The following is a 15,621-nucleotide window of genomic DNA, read 5'->3' on the forward strand; positions in this document are numbered from 1 at the left end:
GGCCGGGGTTCAGAACAGGGATTCCTGCACTACCGGAACGTCAGAACCGTAGTCGTCTCCGAGCTCTACGGTGCGCGCCTTCAGCTGGCTCAGGTTCACCACGAACTCGAGCTCCGCGCCGTCCAGGGCGGCCACGGCGATGCCGCCGCTCACCGCGGCAATGCGGAATCCGTGGGTTCCGGTGGTTAGGTCGTGCGGGTAGGAATGCCGGGAAGCCGGCATGCACGCCCTGTCAGCGAGCGCGGGCCGCACCCAGCGCTCGTCCACAACCTCGAAGCCTTCGACGCCGGCGCGCACCAGCAGCGCACGGGCGTCTCCGGCCAACTTCCGGTTCAGGGCATCAAGTTCGACGGCGGGTGCCGGCGCCACCAGGGCGGCGGCCTTGGCCGCCGAGCGGACCTGCTGCGGGAGCCCGGCGTCCCGGGTCAGCATGTCTTCCAGGACCCGGACCACCCTGCCGTCGTCGGCGCGTGCCACGTACCGGGCCACCACGGCTCCCTGCTCGGCCAGCCGGTTCCATTTCCGCAGGTTCGAGGCGGTGCCCACCTTGCTGGCCCCGTTGGCGAAGGTGGCCACGTACAACCAGTGCTGCTGCATCAGGTAGGCGCGCAGGCCCGGAGGGACGCCGCCGCCGCGGTGGAAGTCGTGGATGAGCCGGGAATCGTCCACCACGAAGCAGCGCTCGCACTGGCTTCCCCTGGCTGCCGGCGCCTTGGCCGGGCAGAGGACGTGGTCCCGGCTGGCCGGGCCGTGCACCCTGTGATGCCCCAGGCAGAACTTCCCTTCGACGGCGACCCGGAAGCCCAGCCGGCTGCCGGCGTCGAGGGTCAGCTCCCTGAAACCGCCGGCGGGGTCCTGCAGCCGCATGGCCGGAGTCCCGCCGTCGTGCCTTACTGATCCGGGGCCCTCCGGGGAACCAGGAGGTGCACCATCCCAAAAGACCCCGTGAACCAGATAACGGGTATCGGTCACGGGGTCTCCTTGGTTCTTGCTCAGTGGCCGCTAGAGCGCCGGCTGCACGCCAAAGGCTACCGCGAGCTTCATGATCTTTTCGGCACGGCCCAGGCGAGGCAGGTCGGAGCCGTCGCGGATCACGCGGCCGTTGGCCTCGAAGTCGGACATGAAGTCCGTGGCCCAGGCGACGTCCGACGGCGTGGGGCTGATGACTTCATTGATGACGTGGGTCTGGTCAATGGCCAGGCACAGTTTGCCGGTCATGCCCATCATCACGGTGATGCCGGTCTGCTCGCGCAGGATCGGGTGGTTGGTGCCCACCGTGGGGCCGTCGATGGGGCCCGGGAGGTTGCCCACGCGGCTGGCGACAACCAGCTTGGCGCGCGGGTAGGCCATCGCTTCGGGGGTGGCTGCCATGCCGGTGTCGCGGCGGAAGTCACCGGAGCCGAACGCCAGGCGGAACGCGCCCTGGGCCTTCGCAATGTTGTTGGCTTCCTCGATGCCGACGGCGGATTCAACCAGCGCAATCACGGGGGTCTTGCCGTCCATGCGGTGGTAGCTCTCCGTGACCTGGTCCGCGGACTCGGTCTTGGCCAGCATGACGCCGAGCAGGCCCGGGGTGCCGCGCAGGCCGGCGAGGTCGGCGGCCCAGAACGGGCTCGTGGCATCGTTAATGCGCACCCAGGCCCGGCCGCCGGCAGTCAGCCAGTTGATGACGTGTTCGCGGGCGGTGTCCTTCTGCGAGGGGTCTACCGCATCTTCGATGTCAAGAATGATCGAGTCCGCGCGCGACACGGCCGAGACGTCAAAAAGCTCAGGCTTCATCGCGTTCACCAAAAGCCACGAACGGGCAATTTCGGCGGGGATGTTTCGTTCGGGCCGTACGGTGTCGACGGCGGCGGAGGTAGAGGTGGTCATACTCCTACCGTATCCGCCCGGAGCCCTCCAACGCTAAGTAACAGCCGCCCACCCTTGGAACAATACCGCGAACAATACGACCAAAATCCGGCACGGCGGGCGCGTCAAACTCCTTCACGGGCCGTTACCGGACGAAACGGGGCGTCTTGTGACCCGGAGTTTCCTCGTGTTTCCGCTCGTTTCCGAGGGTTTCCCGGCGTTACAGCCGCCCTTTTTTTGAGCCGGAAGGTGCGCTTACATCGTTCAAGCGGCAGGCAAACGGCCCCGCCGCTTCACCCCATCACTTACCCTAATGCACCACAAAGGAAACCCCCTATGAAACGACACCTGACCATCATGAGTGCCGCGGCCGCCGTCGTCATCGCGATGACGGTGTCGGGCTGCGGCGGAATTGCCAACGGCACGAGCACCGGCGCAAGTGCTGCCGCGAGCGCTGCCCGAGGAGGTTCCTCCGGCGCCACCGAGGTGAAGGAACTGCGCTACCAGGGCTGGGCCAACTCCGTCACGCTTCCCGAGCTGGCCCAGGACCTCGGCTACCTCGGCGACGTCAAGCTCAACTGGGTGGGCAACACCATCAGCGGCCCGCAGGACATCCAGTCGGCAGCCACCGGGCAGACCGACTTCGGCGGTGCCTTCACCGGGGCGGTGGTGAAGCTCGTGGAAGCCGGCGCCCCGGTGAAGGCCGTCATCAACTACTACGGCGAGGACGAGAAGACATTCAATGGCTTCTACGTCAAGGAAGACAGCCCCATCCGCACCGCCCGGGACTTCATCGGCAAGAAGATACCCCAACTAGGTCGCAGTTAATGTCGTTATGAGCGCTCATAACGACATTAACTGCGACCTAGTTGGGTTAAGCGGGGCACTTGGGCGGCCGGGGCTTAGGGGATGTTGCTCCCGCGGGCCGTGACCCACAGCCGGTACCACTCGGCACGGGTCATGGCAGCGGCAACCCGCGCGGCTCCGGCGCAGGCACGGATCCGGTCCGGGTTCGCCGAACCGATCACCGGCGCGATCCCGGCCGGGTGCCGCATGAGCCAGCCGAGGAGGATGGCTTCCCTGGTGGTTCCCTTGTCCCTCGCCATCTCGGCGATGAGCTCCGCCGTGGCGGTTTCCGCCGGCGTCGGGCTTTCCGGCGGGGCGCCGGTGTAATGTCCTTGTGCCAGCGCTCCGTAGGCCTGCAGGGTGATCCCCTGCCGGCTGCAGAATTCCAGGGTGCCGTGCGGGAAGCTGTGGTCCAGGGCCTCGGTATGGTTGACCAGCACGGTGCTTTCCAGCCAGGCCCGTTTCAGCAGGCTCATTTCCAGCTGGTTGGCCACCACCGGGGTTTCCAGGTGGTCCTGCAGTGCCTCGATCTGGGGTGCGGACATGTTGGACACGCCAAGCTGCCGGACTTTGCCTTCCTGCATCAGCTGCCCGACGGCGGACGCCACCTCCGCGGGGTCCGCCAGCGGGTCGGGGCGGTGCAGCAGGAGGACGTCCACGTAGTCGGTCTTCAGCCGCTTCAGGCTGCCGTTGACCCGTTCCAGGATTCCCTCGCGGCTCAGGTCGTAGTGCGTCTCGAGGCCCTGCTCGTTGAGCCGGATGCCGCACTTGGTCTGGAGCCGGATCCGTTCCCGCAGCCCCGGTGTGATCGCCAGGACTTCACCGAAGACGGCCTCCGACTTGCCGCTGCGGTAAATATCCGCGTGGTCAAACAGCGTGATGCCCGAATCCAGTGCGGCGTCGATCGCAGCGGCCGCCTGCTCCACATGCTGGGGTGCATAGGGCTCAGCAGACCAGCTCCCGCCGAGGCCCATGCAACCGTAAATAAGTTCCTGGGTACGGTTCAGTTCCTGTCCGGACGGGTTTGCAGATTGTGTACTCATGTCGCCACTCTTTCACTTGATCCTGCGGATCCGTCGATCCGGCCAGGGCCCAACGGAAAAAGCCCCGGTGGCGGCGCCCGGGCAGGGCACCGCCACCAGGACGAGTTTCATGGTTAAGCTAGCAGATCATGCTTGACCCCGGCCTTAGCGTAGCCAGGCCGTCGCGTTGGCAGGAAGCTTGCCGGCTTCCAGCGGGGCGCTGCTGAGCAGGACCTCGCCGGCCGGGAGTTCCACCGGCTCCGCACCGAAGTTGGTCACGGACTGCCAGCCGCCGTGGCGGCTGAACTGCAGCACGTTGGGGTTGCCGGTTTCCACCCATTCCAGCTCTTCCGCGGTCTGCAGCTCGCGGCGCAGCTTAAGCGCCTTGCGGTAGAGCTCCAGGGTGGAGCCCTCCACGCCGTCCTGGGCATCCACGGCGTAGCGGCTGAACCATTCCGGCTGGGGCAGGTGGGCGTCTCCGGCGCCGAAGCCGAATGACGTGCCCTCACTGGCCCACGGCAGCGGCACGCGGCAGCCGTCGCGGCCGATCTCCACGCCCTTGTTGCGGAAGAACGACGGGTCCTGGCGGTCGGCGTCGGGGATCTCGCCGACTTCCTGCAGGCCGAGTTCCTCGCCCTGGTACAGGTAGGCCGAGCCCGGCAGTGCCAGCATCAGCAGGCTGGCCGCACGGGCGCGGCGCAGGCCCAGTTCCACGTTCAGTTCCTCGGCCGGTGCGCCGGCCAGCAGCCAGCCCTTGCCGTCCTGGCCCTTGGCGTGGACTCCCCCGCCCATCGGCAGGCCGTACCGCGTTGCGTGCCGGACGACGTCGTGGTTGGAGAAGACCCAGGTGGAGGAGGCGCCGGTTGCCGTCGCTTCGGCCAGGTTCCGGGTGATGATTTCCTGGAATTCCTCGGCGTTGAAATCAGCCTGCAGCAGGTCGAAGTTGAAGGCCTGGCCCAGGCCCTGCGGGCTCGCGTAGCGGGCACGGCGGGTGGCGTGCACCCAGGCTTCGGCGACGGCGGTGCGCGGAGGGTTGTACTCGTTGAACACCTCACGCCATTCGGCATAGATCTCGTGGACTTCGTCGCGGTCCCAGAACGGGTGCGAGCCGTCCGGGAAGCCGTCCGTGCCCGTGTTGGCCTCGGTCAGCTCCACCTTGGAGATGAGCGGCTCGGTCAGGTCCTTGGTCAGGGCGTGCGCCACATCCACGCGGAAGCCGTCCACGCCGCGGTCGGACCAGAAGCGCAGGGTCTTCAGGAAGTCGTCGCGGATCTCGCGGTTGGACCAGTTCAGGTCCGGCTGCTCCTTGGCGAAGATGTGCAGGTACCACTGGCCGGGGGTGCCGTCCGGTTCGGTGATGCGCTCCCAGGCGGGACCGCCGAACACGGAGTCCCAGTCCGACGGCGGCAGCTCGCCGTTCTTGCCGAGCCCGTCGCGGAAGATGTAGCGCTCGCGCGCGGCGGAGCCCTTCGGTGCGGCGAGTGCTTCTTTGAACCATTCGTGCCGGTTGGAGGAGTGGTTGGGGACGATGTCCGCAATGAGCTTGATGCCGGCGGCGTGCAGGGCGGCGGACATCTCGGCGAAGTCCTCCAGCGTGCCCAGCTTGGGGTCCACGTTGCGGTAGTCGTCGACGTCGTAACCGCCGTCAGCGAGCGCGGACGGGTAGAACGGGCTGAGCCAGACGGCGTCGATCCCCAGTTCCTTCAGGTACGGCACCTTGGCCGTGATGCCCTTGATGTCGCCCAGTCCGTCACCGTTCGAATCCGAGAAGCTGCGCGGATAGATCTGGTACACGGAGGCCTGGCGCCACCAGTTGGGATCGGCTGCGAGGTTTGAATCGGACAGGGTTGCCAGAGTGGCGGTGGTGGACAAAAGAGATTCCTTTTCTTGGGTTGGTTGTTGTTGCCGGTCTTGGGAAAAATTGATGGGCGCCCGGATGCCTTGCGCCTGTTTCACTGGTTACTTCACTGCACCGCGCATGACTCCGGACAGTACCCAACGTTGCGCCAGGATGTAAACCACCAGCGTGGGCGCCATGGCCATGAGGTACGACGCGAAGGCCAGGCTGTAGTTGGTGTTGAATTCGCCCTGGAAGAGCATTTGCACCACGGGGAGGGTCTGCAGTGCGGGGTCCGCGATCATCATCTGCGGCAGCAGGAAGTCATTCCAGGAGCCGAGGAAGGCGAAGATCCCCACAGTTGCGTTCATGGGAGCCAGCAGCGGAAAGATGATCCTGCGGAACACCTGCCACGTGGTGGCGCCGTCCATGCGTGCCGACTCTTCCAGCTCCACGGGAATGGAGCGTACGAAGGCAATGTACAGCAGCGTATTGAACGAGATTCCGCCGAGGACGTGCAGGAACACAACGCCGGCCGGGTTGTCCAGGCCAAGGAGCGCCGTCTGCTTGATGAGCGGCAGGATGATCACCGGGAAGGGAATGAACATTGCCGACAGCAGGTAGACGAACGAGCCCCGGAAGAACCTGTGGTTCCAGTTCCGGGCAATGGCGTAGGCCACCAGGGAACTGCAGGCCAGGGAACCGAGGACGCTCAACACGGTAACGAACGCCGTGGACATGAAGGCCCGCGGGAAGTTGGTGGCCACGTAGGCGGCGGCGAAGTTTTCCCAGTTCATCGGGTTGGGCCAGGCGAGGCCCGTGCCGGTTCCGATCTGGTCCGGGGACTTGAGTGCCATGGCCACGGTGAAGTAGAGCGGCAGCAGGACGGTCAGCGAGGCCACCAGCATCAGGGCGGTGAGCCACCAGTTGACCTTGAAGCCCTCGCGGTTGGACTTGCGGTTCTTGCGGAAGCCCGACGTGACACTGGTGGGCCCCGCGGCTCCGGTGATGGGCGCGGAATGTGTGGAAACAGTCATTAGAGTGAAACCCCCCGGCGCTGGATGAGGCGCAGCTGGATGACGGAGATCAGCAGGGTGATCAGGAAGTAGATGACGGCGTTCGCCATCTGGTAGGAGTAGTCGCCGCCCGTGAAGCCGGAGAAGATGCGCATGGCCACGGACTGCGTCGCCATGCCGGGACCTCCGCCGGTGAGGCCCACGATGATCTCGTAGGTCCCCAGGAAGCCTTTGAACCCGAGGATCACGTTGATCACGAGGTAGCCCAGGATCAGCGGCAGCGTCAGGCTGAGGAACTGGCGGAAACTGCCGGCACCGTCCAGGTCCGCGGCTTCATAGACCTCGGAAGGGACACTCTGCAGTCCCGCCAGGTAGATGATGGTGGCGCCGGGCGCCGCCTGCCAGACAGTAACCACCACGATGGCGATCCAGGCCAGGTTCTCATTGGCGAGGATGCTGGTGGCGAGCGGGGTCATTCCGAACCGCTCCGCCAGCACCGGGAGGGTGTTGGAAAAGAGGTAGTTGAACACGAAGGAGACGATGAGCGCGGACAGCACCATGGGGATGAAGAAGACGGTGCGGATGCCGGTGCGCCACTTGATCTTCGCGTTCAGGCCCAGTGCAATGGCGAGCGCCACGACGTTGACCACCACTGTGGTGGTCAGGGCGAAGACGAAGGTGAAGATGTAGGACTGCAGGACAGCCGGGTCCTTGAAGATGTTGACGTAGTTCATCAGCCCGATGAACTTCCAGTCGCCGTAACCGGCGTAGTTCGTGAGGCTGAAGAAGACGCCCACGAGTGCCGGCAGCGTGATGAAGAAGGCGAACAGTGCCAGTACAGGCACCACCATCCAGTAGTACGTGGGGTCGATCTTGCTCTTGGACCGGAACGCTCCGGTGCCTGTGGAAGCTGAGGCGGGGGTCTTGCCTTCTGCGGGACGGGCTGTCTGGGCCACCCGGGAAGTTGTAGTCATTTGAACTCCTGGAGTCGGGGTGGGGTCAGACTGCGGTGCGCTGGGCCACGCGGCGCCATTCGTCGTCGAGCGCTGAAAGGAACTGCTCGCCGTTCCTGCCGTACACGAAGGACTGGATGTAGTTGTTCAGGGGCACCGACGGCGGGAAGTAGGTCGCAGCGCCTTGGTAGTAGCGCGCTTCCTTGACTGACTCGCCGAGCCCGCTGATCTGCGGGTTGCTGACGGCGGGAGCGTCCTTGAGGGGTGAGAAGGCCGCGTTCTTTTCGTTGAACGTGTTCACCACGGACGGCTCCAGCAGGTAGTTGACGAACCGCTGCGCCGCGGCCATGTTTGGCGTGTTGCGGGTGATGGAGAGCGCCATGTCCACGTTCACGCGGGCTTTGGTTTCCTCAGGGTTGTCCGTGACCGGCAGCGGGAAGCTCCCGAGCCTGATGTTCTTGTTGGCCGAAACGAGCTGGGACAGTGCCCACGGACCCTGGAGGTACATCGCCGCCTGGCCTTTGGCGAACGCCGCGTTGCCGTCCGCGTAGTTCTTGCTGGCGGCACCGTTCTGGGAGTAGGACGCGAGTTGCAGCATCTTGGGCAGCGCCGGGCCGAAGTTGTTGGAGAATGACTCGGCCGCATCCTTGCTGATTCGGGCGCCCTTGGCATTGATCCTGGCAAAGAAGTCCGCAACGTCCAGCGAGCCGCCGGACACATAGTCGAACATGCCCTGGGCGAGGGTCCAAGTGTCTTTGTACGTTCCGTAGATCGGGGCAATGCCGGCGGCCCTGAACGTTTCGCAGGCCGCGACGAACCCGCTCCACGTGGTGGGGACAGCGACACCTTGGGCCTCGAAAATATCGCGGTTGTAGATGACCCCGGCCGCGGCCAGCGAGAACGGCAACGCACTGATCTCACTGCCGTTGTACTGGCCCCAGGAGCTGATGAGCTCCTGCATTTTCGGGTCGATGCTGGCAGCCACGGGCAGGTCCGAGAGGTCGGCGAAGATGCCTTTCCGGACAAAATCGGCGGTGGCCTGCGCGAAGCCGCGGGTCACAACATCCGGCGGATCGTTGCGGACCAGGCCTGGGACGAAGTTGCCCTCATTGAAGTCCTGGACCACGTGGATGTCCGGGTTCAGCGCCTCGAAGTCCTTGATGACCTGGTTGAAGTAGGCCACCACCTCGGGCTTGTTCTGCATGAAGCGCAGGGTGGTGACGCCGGTCTGCGGTCCGGACGGTGACGCGCAGCCGGTGAAGGGAATCATGGCCGCGGCCCCGGCCAGGCCGGCGGCCCGGAGCAGGGAACGCCGGCTCAGCAGCGATGCGGGCACAGCGGCGTTCACAGGGCAGGGGCTGACGTGCGGAGGTGGCGGGGCTGGTGCCCGGGTCCGGGCGGGCAGTGCCTCAGGGTGCGGTTCACAGTTGCTCCTTTGCAAAAGGCTGAGTGAAGGGCTGGAACTCAAGCCAGTGGTCGGCGGCCGTCCGGTCCACATGCTCAAAGTTTATATGGAATCTAAATTTAGTTCCTCAAGTATTATGTGGTGCAAAGCACAGAGAGGTCAACACCATGTCTGAAATGACCGCGGCAACGCCCCAACTGTTGCGGCGCGTGAGCGCCGGAGCAGTGCTGGAATTCATGCGCGCCTCGCAGGCGGTGACGGTCACGGAAGTCATGGAGGCCACCGGGCTCACCCGGGCCACCGCAATTTCCGTCTGCGAGGACCTCATGCAGCGCGGCTGGATCACGGAACTGGAAAACCAGCGGGCATTTGGCGGCTACCAGAAAGGCAGGCCGGCACGGCGGTTCGAGCTCAACGAACGGGCAGGCTACGTCCTGGGCATGGACGTGGGCATCTCCAAGGCCACGGTGGTGGTGTCCGATCTCCGCGGCAAAGCCCTGGGCCGGTCCAGCCAGCCGTTCGCCGGTGCCGAAATTTCGGCAGAAGAGCGCATCGCCGTCATTGACCGGACCGCCATGCTGGCCCTGCACGGCATCGGCGCCTCACCTGAGGCCGTACTGGCCGTCTGCGCGGGCATCGCCGCACCGGTGGACCGCAACGGCGACGTGCTGGTGACCCAGCACTTCTGGGGACTGTTCGACGTCGGCCTGAAGGCAGCGTTGAGGGACCTGCACGGGTGGACTGTACTGCTGGAAAACGACGCCAACCTCGCCGCCCTGGGCGACCGCTGGCGCGGGGCGGCGGCGGGCGTGGACGACGTCGTGGTCATTCTCGCCAGTGAACGCCTGGGTTCGGGAGTGATCGACGGCGGGCGGCTGCTGCACGGCTGCGGCGGCGGCGCAGGCGAACTGGCGTTCCTGGACATGGTGGAGGGGGTGGGAGACACCTTCGGCATCGCGTCCCTGGCGAGGGGATGGGCCGCGGACGCCCTTGCCGCGAAGGCCAAAACCTCACTCCGCGAGCACGCCGGCGAAGGCGTCGAGGCCGAGCATGTCTTTGCAGCTGCGGCTGCCGGCGACGCCGTGGCCCTGAAAATCCTCGACCGGCTGGCCGACCGGATGGCCAGGGTCATTGGCGCCGTGGCCACCATCATCAACCCCGAACTGGTGGTCATCGGCGGTGCCGTGGCAAATTCTGCGGGCGTGCTGCTTGAACCGATTGCCGAACGGCTGAAGGAGTTCACCGTGACTCCCCGAGGGTGGCGGTCTCCCCGCTTGGCGATGCAATCGTGACCGTTGGGGCCGTGCGATGTGCCCTGGACTATGTCGAGGAGAATTCCCTCGACCTGGAGCTGGCAGCCCCGGCCCAGTCAGCTGCGTCGGGAGAAGCTACTCCGGCATGATCATGGTGCGCAGGTCCAGCTGCCGCAGCACGCGGTCCGCCACTTCCGGGTCCATGTCCGGTTCGTTCCGGGCGGCCACCACTTCCTGGCGCGCGGCATCGAGCGCAATGGTCTGCACGGCGATGGCCAGTTCGCGGCCGCGCTGGCGCTTCTCCACGAGGGATTCGTTCCGCAGGCTTCCGTCCAGGAGCTCCGCGTGCAGCCGCGTCATCTTTTCCTTGACCAGGGCCACCTTCTCCGCCGGGAGCTCCTTCATGAGGTCGTTATCCTTCAGTGCTGCGACGGCGGCCTGCTGCGCGCGTTTGGCCAGCAGGCGGGCGGCGTCACGTTCCTCCGAACCGTCGCCGGTGGCCTTCAGGACCTTCATCAGCCAGGGAAGAGTCAGGCCCGGCAGCACCAGCGTGGCCAGCAGCACGGCGCAGGCGATGACCAGCAGCTCGTGACGCGCCGGGAAGGGCGTGCCGTCCGCCAGGGTCAGGGGCAGTGCCAGGGCGAGTGCCAGCGTCGCGAGGCCGCGCATGCCGCACCAGGTCAGGATCAGGACTTCCTTGGCGGAGGTGGGCTGCAGCAGGTTCTCCCGCTTGCGCGCCGAGGCGGCCAGGAGGCCCAGCCAGAGGAACCGGACCGCGAAGACGATGATGCACACAACCACCGCGGTTCCGATCATGCCGTAGATCCCGGTGCCTTCGTCGTGGATGACCTGCCGGATCTCCAGCCCCACCAGCCCGAAGGCCAGCCCCGTCACCAGGAGCTCCACAACGTCCCAGAAAGCCGTGCGCGTCACCCTCTCGGCGGCGTCCTGCGGCCGAGAATGGCGCTGCATCTCCAGCGCGGTGACCACGACGGCGATCACGCCTGAGGCGTGGACCTCTTCGGCGAGGATGTAGGCGGCAAACGGCACCACAAGGGTGACCGCACTGCGGGCCACCATGGAGGTCACCAGCCGGGTGATCAGCGACGTAACCCAGCCCATGGCAATGCCCACCAGCACCGCCACCGCGGCTCCGACGAGGAACTTGAGGACGACGTCGGGCCCCATCCTGCTGCCCGAAACGGCGGCTGCAACGGCAGCCTGGAAAATGACGATGGCGGCGGCATCGTTGAATAGGCCCTCGCTTTGCAGGACGGTGATCAGCCGGCGCGGCATGTGCACCCGGCCGGCCACGGATTCCACCGCAACAGGATCCGGCGGAGCCACCATGGCGCCGAGGGCAATGGCGGCGGGAATCCCGATTCCCGGGATCATGAGCCAGGCCGCCCCGGCCACAGCAGCGGTGGACACAATCACCAGGGCCACGGCGAGCATGATCAGCGTCCGCCAGCGGACCCTGAACACCGCCCACGAGCTGCGCTGGGCCGTCGCGAACAGCAGCGGCGGCAGGAAGATGGGCAGGATCAGCTCGGGCGAGATGTCCATTTCCGGAAAGCCCGGGATGAAGGTCAGCGATGCCGCCAGGATCAGCATGAGCACGGGATAGGGAAGCCGGAGCCGGTCCCCCAGGCCCACGGCCACCACCGTGGCAAGCAGCAGTCCGATAATGAGTGCCAGCTGATCCATATGCTCACTTTCCCCGAAGTGGAGGCGCCCGCGGGGATGCGCAGCCGCCTCCTCCACGATATCGGGTGCGGGGCGGGCGTTACTCGCTGGTCAGCCGGCGGGCTCCAGTGCCGCGGCCACCGGCAGGGTTCCGTCCCGGAATTCGATGGTGCGCCCGGCGGTTTCCGGCAGTCCCAGGACGGCGGCCGTCACGAGCGCCACGTTCGCCCGTGAAGTGGCGGTGCCCGCGGAGGTGTCCGCCGGGTTGACGTCGATCAGCCCGTTGCCCGGTCCGTCCGTGAGGCTCCCGGGGCCCAGGACGGTCCAGGCCAGGTCCGTGCCGCGCAGGTACTGGTCCGCGGCGGCCTTCGCCTCGGCGTAGGCGTGGAAGCTGCTGTCCGCGGGGACTCCGTGATCGGGTCCCGCACCGAAGTAGGACACCATGACATAACGTCCGACGCCGGCCTCCGCCGCCGCGTCCATCGACCGGATGGCGGCGTCGCGGTCCACAGCGTACGTTCGTTCCGGGTTGCCGCCGCCGGCACCGGCGGACCACACCACGGCGTCGTGGCCCTGGAGGGCGCTGGCGAGTTCCGCCGTCGTCGTGTGTTCAACGTCCAGGACCGACGGCGTGGCGCCTGTCGCCGCGACGTCGTCAGTGTGGTCCGGGTTGCGGAAGAAGGACGTGACGTCCTCACCTTCCGCCGCGAGGATTCTGGCCAGTTCCAAAGCCACTTTGCCGTGGCCGCCGATGATTGCGATGTGCGTCATTGACTCATTCTGTCCCAAACGGATGTCAGTTGGGCAGACGCCCAACTGACACGCCCGGGAATCAGGTTAGGAGTAGTTGAGGCTGAGCAGCAGAACCTTCAGCTGGGCGTACCGTTCGCTCGCCATCCAGGCTCTTGCCGCGTCGGGCGTCGCGAAGACGGGCTGCCTTTCGACGTCGAACACAACGTAGGCGGACATCACCCCGTTGGGTAACGGAATCTGGTTGGTTCCGGAGCCGGTCTGTGTCGGAAGGAACTCCTGGGCCAGCCGCACGTCCATGAAGTAGTAGGAGGCACTGTCCGCCGGCTCCGTGGACTCTGTGGGCTCCGGCATCCCGGGATAAGGGACGGGCAGGATCTGGTCAGAGGCGAAGCCAAACTCGGCAGGGTGCCCTGACGCGTCGGTGATCCCGGGCACGGGCGCGTGGTCGAGAACAGTACGCTTGACGCTGCCCCCCGCCCCGTCGCCGTACATCCCGCTGAGGACCCGGGCCACCTCGGCCCCGGAACCGTCAAGGACCACCGCGGACACGGAACCGGCTTTGGCTTCCTCAGCCAGGTAGGGACCCTGTTCCGTCCGGACGCTCCACCCTTCGGGTAGGTGAAGGAGAGGTGGCCGTCGGGGAACACGAATTTACTGCCCGGTGTGGCCTCCGACGGCGTTGCGGTCGGTGATGCCGATCCGGTGACGGTGGCGGCCGGTGCGGGCACCGGGTTCACCGGACCGAGGTTGGTGGCAGTCAGCACACCCGCGGTGACGGCGGCCGCAGCCAGGGTGATCACGCCGGCGAGCCGGGCGCGCCGCAGCCTGCGCTCCGCGAGCGACGTCTCATGCACCGGGAGGCGGTCGCTGAACGCGGCGGATCCGGACATCATCCTGCGAAGGGCCGCTTCGCCATCCGGTGCGGAAAGATCGTCGCGCACCGGATCAGTTGCGGAAATCAAGTTCTTGAGCGGATCCATTTCAGGCACCCATCCTCTGTGTGATCGTGTCGGCGCCCGCAGGCATCTGTTTCCGGAACGCAGCCCGTGCCCGGTGCAGGCGGACCTTGGCAGCGGACTCGCTGCACTGGAGCACACCTGCGATCTCCGCCATGCCCAGCCCGTCCCAGTAGGCCAACTGGAGAATGTCACGGTCCTTCTCCCGCAACCCGGCCATGGCGTCCTGTACCGCAAGGTTCTCGGATCCGTCCCCGAACCGCAGCACCGCCGTGGCCCGCAGTTTCTCCTGCAGGGCCCGCTGGCGGTCACGGCTTCGGTAGGCGTTACCGATCAGGTTTCGGGCCACGGTGAGCAGCCAGGCGGCATCCGTCCGCGGTTCATCGCTCCATTTCTGCCACACCACCCGGAAAACGTCCGACGCGATTTCCTCCGCCACTTCGGGGGATTCCACCCTCCGGCGCACGAACCTGAAAACGGCAGGATAACTGTCTTTGTGTATGGCTATGAATGCCAGTTCACGCTCGGAAAGCACGGTATCCCCCTGATAACTAGTGTCCTGAGCCGCACGTTATCTGTATTGTTTCCGGCCCGCACGCGGCGGTTACCCATGCCGCAAACTTTCGGCTGATGCCTGGGTGTCCGTCGTCAGGTGACCCGGCCCTGACCAGCTTCCCGGTCCAGGACGAGGGCGTACTGGGCCAAGGTCCACAGATTGGAAACGGTCCAGTAGATCAGGACGCCGATGGGAAAAACGATGCCGCCCACACCGAAGACGAGCGGCAGGATGTACAGGATCACTTTCTGCTGGCGCATGATCGGATCCGCCATAGTGTCATCGGATATGTTCCTGGCCATGATCATCTTCTGCGTGATGAACTGCGCGGCCGTCATGGCGAGGATCATCATGATGGCCAGCACCGGGACCGCAGCTGGGTCCCCGCCGCCGTGGAGCATGGATGCGGACAGCGGGGCGCCGAAGACGCTCGACTGATCGAACTGGAGGGCTTGCGCGTGGCTCATCGCTCCGATCCCTTCGCCGCGGCCGGCCGCTGTGCTGATGCCGGACAGCACCTGGTAGAGGGCCAGGAAGAACGGCGTCTGGATCAGCACGGGCAGGCAGGCCGAAAACGGGTTCGTGCCGTGTTTCCTGTACAGGGCCATCTGTTCCTGCGCCATGGCCTGGCGGGACAGCGGATCGGTCTTGCCCTTGTACTCTTCCTGGAGCTTCTTCAGGTCCGGCTGCAGGAGCCGCATACGGCGCTGGGCGTTGACCTGCTTGAGGAAGACGGGGATCAGGGCCGCGCGGATGACCAGCACCAGCCCGATGATGGACAGCGTCCACGTCCAGCCGTCCGCCGCCGGCAGGCCGATGGCGCTCAGTCCATCATGGAACCCCACCATGATGGCGGACACCAGCCACTTGAACGGAAGCATGATTGCGCCAAAGAAGTCCACTGATTTCCCCATCCGTCAGGTGCTGCAAAGCTACGGCGAAACGGGCCGCTTGTCACGGTCGTGTCCTGCCTTTACCCACGGAGCCCTGGAAAACAGAAAAACCCCCGGAATCTCAAGGATTCCGGGGGCTTGTCCTGTAGCGGTGGGGAGGCTCGATCTCCCGACCTCACGATTATGAGTCGTGCGCTCTAACCAACTGAGCTACACCGCCACGAATGAGAAAAACCTGCATCAAGCCGGTCAAAAACCGCCTTGACACAGGCCCTCATTCAGAGCCCCCCACCGGAATCGATCCGGTGACCTCGTTCTTACCAAGAACGCGCTCTACCACTGAGCTAGGGGGGCAACGAGTAAATACTCTACCGGAAGATTCCCCTCCCAACAAATCGGCGGTGAGCCAGGTCTGCAATGGGGATATGTCCCCCGAAAAGCCCTGAAATCCGGGCCTACAACGGCCCCGGACGGCTTCGATGCGGGCGCGACGGGCGCCTGGCTGTGCCGATGTGATGAATCCAACAACCACGGCGGCCAAGGCAGCAGTGCCGGCCCAAGCGGAAGTCGGCTTAAACGGAAAACGGGCCGGCT

The 15,621-nt window shown here is 65.7% G+C and carries 13 protein-coding genes, 2 tRNA genes and 1 pseudogene; 2 read left to right on the plus strand and 14 right to left on the minus strand.

Annotated elements, in window-relative coordinates:
• Positions 1 to 9 precede the first annotated feature (9 nt).
• Both FCN77_RS19300 and FCN77_RS19305 read right to left on the minus strand, forming a co-directional pair.
• Positions 10 to 972: a DUF2797 domain-containing protein gene (locus tag FCN77_RS19300; protein WP_175417317.1), complete on the minus strand. Its 963-nt coding sequence runs from the start codon at positions 970 to 972 to the stop codon at positions 10 to 12.
• A gap of 30 nt (positions 973 to 1,002) precedes the next feature.
• Positions 1,003 to 1,872, minus strand: coding sequence for a CoA ester lyase (locus tag FCN77_RS19305; RefSeq protein ID WP_137323557.1), 870 nt, complete (start codon positions 1,870 to 1,872; stop codon positions 1,003 to 1,005).
• 315 nt (positions 1,873 to 2,187) lie between these two features.
• Between FCN77_RS19305 and FCN77_RS19310 the strand changes: the two genes are divergently transcribed.
• Positions 2,188 to 2,679, plus strand: a complete 492-nt coding sequence (locus tag FCN77_RS19310; protein WP_254678640.1) for an ABC transporter substrate-binding protein — start codon at positions 2,188 to 2,190, stop codon at positions 2,677 to 2,679.
• Between the two features lie 74 nt (positions 2,680 to 2,753).
• Here the strand turns inward: FCN77_RS19310 and FCN77_RS19315 are convergent, their stop codons facing one another.
• The 5 genes from FCN77_RS19315 to FCN77_RS19335 all read right to left on the minus strand — a co-directional run bounded on the left by FCN77_RS19315 (position 2,754) and on the right by FCN77_RS19335 (position 8,873).
• Positions 2,754 to 3,740, minus strand: a complete 987-nt coding sequence (locus tag FCN77_RS19315) for an aldo/keto reductase family oxidoreductase (RefSeq protein WP_137323558.1) — start codon at positions 3,738 to 3,740, stop codon at positions 2,754 to 2,756.
• Between the two features lie 144 nt (positions 3,741 to 3,884).
• On the minus strand, positions 3,885 to 5,591 hold the full coding sequence (locus FCN77_RS19320; RefSeq protein WP_137323559.1) for an alpha-amylase family glycosyl hydrolase: 1,707 nt from the start codon (positions 5,589 to 5,591) through the stop codon (positions 3,885 to 3,887).
• 87 nt (positions 5,592 to 5,678) lie between these two features.
• The gene (locus FCN77_RS19325) at positions 5,679 to 6,593 is read right to left on the minus strand and encodes a carbohydrate ABC transporter permease (protein ID WP_137323560.1); all 915 of its coding nucleotides are present in this window, start codon (positions 6,591 to 6,593) and stop codon (positions 5,679 to 5,681) included.
• The gene (locus FCN77_RS19330) at positions 6,593 to 7,546 is read right to left on the minus strand and encodes a carbohydrate ABC transporter permease (RefSeq protein WP_137323561.1); all 954 of its coding nucleotides are present in this window, start codon (positions 7,544 to 7,546) and stop codon (positions 6,593 to 6,595) included. Before FCN77_RS19330 ends, FCN77_RS19325 begins: the two co-directional genes overlap by 1 nt.
• A 25-nt stretch (positions 7,547 to 7,571) precedes the next feature.
• Positions 7,572 to 8,873 (minus strand): ABC transporter substrate-binding protein, encoded by a 1,302-nt coding sequence (locus tag FCN77_RS19335; protein ID WP_254678641.1) that lies wholly within the window; start codon positions 8,871 to 8,873, stop codon positions 7,572 to 7,574.
• Positions 8,874 to 9,097: 224 nt separating this feature from the next.
• Here FCN77_RS19335 and FCN77_RS19340 point away from each other — a divergent pair.
• Positions 9,098 to 10,332: pseudogene (locus tag FCN77_RS19340) on the plus strand (ROK family protein).
• On the opposite strand, the gene FCN77_RS19345 reads toward FCN77_RS19340, so the two are convergent.
• The 7 genes from FCN77_RS19345 to FCN77_RS19375 all read right to left on the minus strand — a co-directional run bounded on the left by FCN77_RS19345 (position 10,319) and on the right by FCN77_RS19375 (position 15,381).
• Positions 10,319 to 11,890, minus strand: a complete 1,572-nt coding sequence (locus FCN77_RS19345) for a Na+/H+ antiporter (protein WP_137323563.1) — start codon at positions 11,888 to 11,890, stop codon at positions 10,319 to 10,321. The pseudogene FCN77_RS19340 and the gene FCN77_RS19345 sit on opposite strands and share 14 nt — an antisense overlap.
• Positions 11,891 to 11,980: 90 nt before the next feature.
• A complete protein-coding gene (locus FCN77_RS19350) occupies positions 11,981 to 12,640 on the minus strand; it encodes an SDR family oxidoreductase (RefSeq protein WP_137323564.1) in 660 nt (219 codons plus the stop codon).
• Between the two features lie 66 nt (positions 12,641 to 12,706).
• Complete coding sequence (locus FCN77_RS27080; RefSeq protein WP_254678642.1) at positions 12,707 to 13,171, minus strand: hypothetical protein; 465 nt, start codon at positions 13,169 to 13,171, stop codon at positions 12,707 to 12,709.
• 432 nt (positions 13,172 to 13,603) lie between these two features.
• Entirely contained in the window at positions 13,604 to 14,032 is a 429-nt protein-coding gene (locus tag FCN77_RS19360) for an RNA polymerase sigma factor (RefSeq protein ID WP_254678643.1), read from the minus strand.
• Positions 14,033 to 14,226: 194 nt separating this feature from the next.
• The gene (gene yidC / locus FCN77_RS19365) at positions 14,227 to 15,015 is read right to left on the minus strand and encodes a membrane protein insertase YidC (RefSeq protein WP_254678644.1); all 789 of its coding nucleotides are present in this window, start codon (positions 15,013 to 15,015) and stop codon (positions 14,227 to 14,229) included.
• A gap of 158 nt (positions 15,016 to 15,173) precedes the next feature.
• A tRNA-Met gene (locus FCN77_RS19370) sits at positions 15,174 to 15,247 on the minus strand.
• A gap of 62 nt (positions 15,248 to 15,309) precedes the next feature.
• A tRNA-Thr gene (locus tag FCN77_RS19375) sits at positions 15,310 to 15,381 on the minus strand.
• Between the last annotated feature and the right edge of the window lie 240 nt (positions 15,382 to 15,621).

Source organism: Arthrobacter sp. 24S4-2, from assembly GCF_005280255.1.
Lineage (GTDB): Bacteria > Actinomycetota > Actinomycetes > Actinomycetales > Micrococcaceae > Arthrobacter.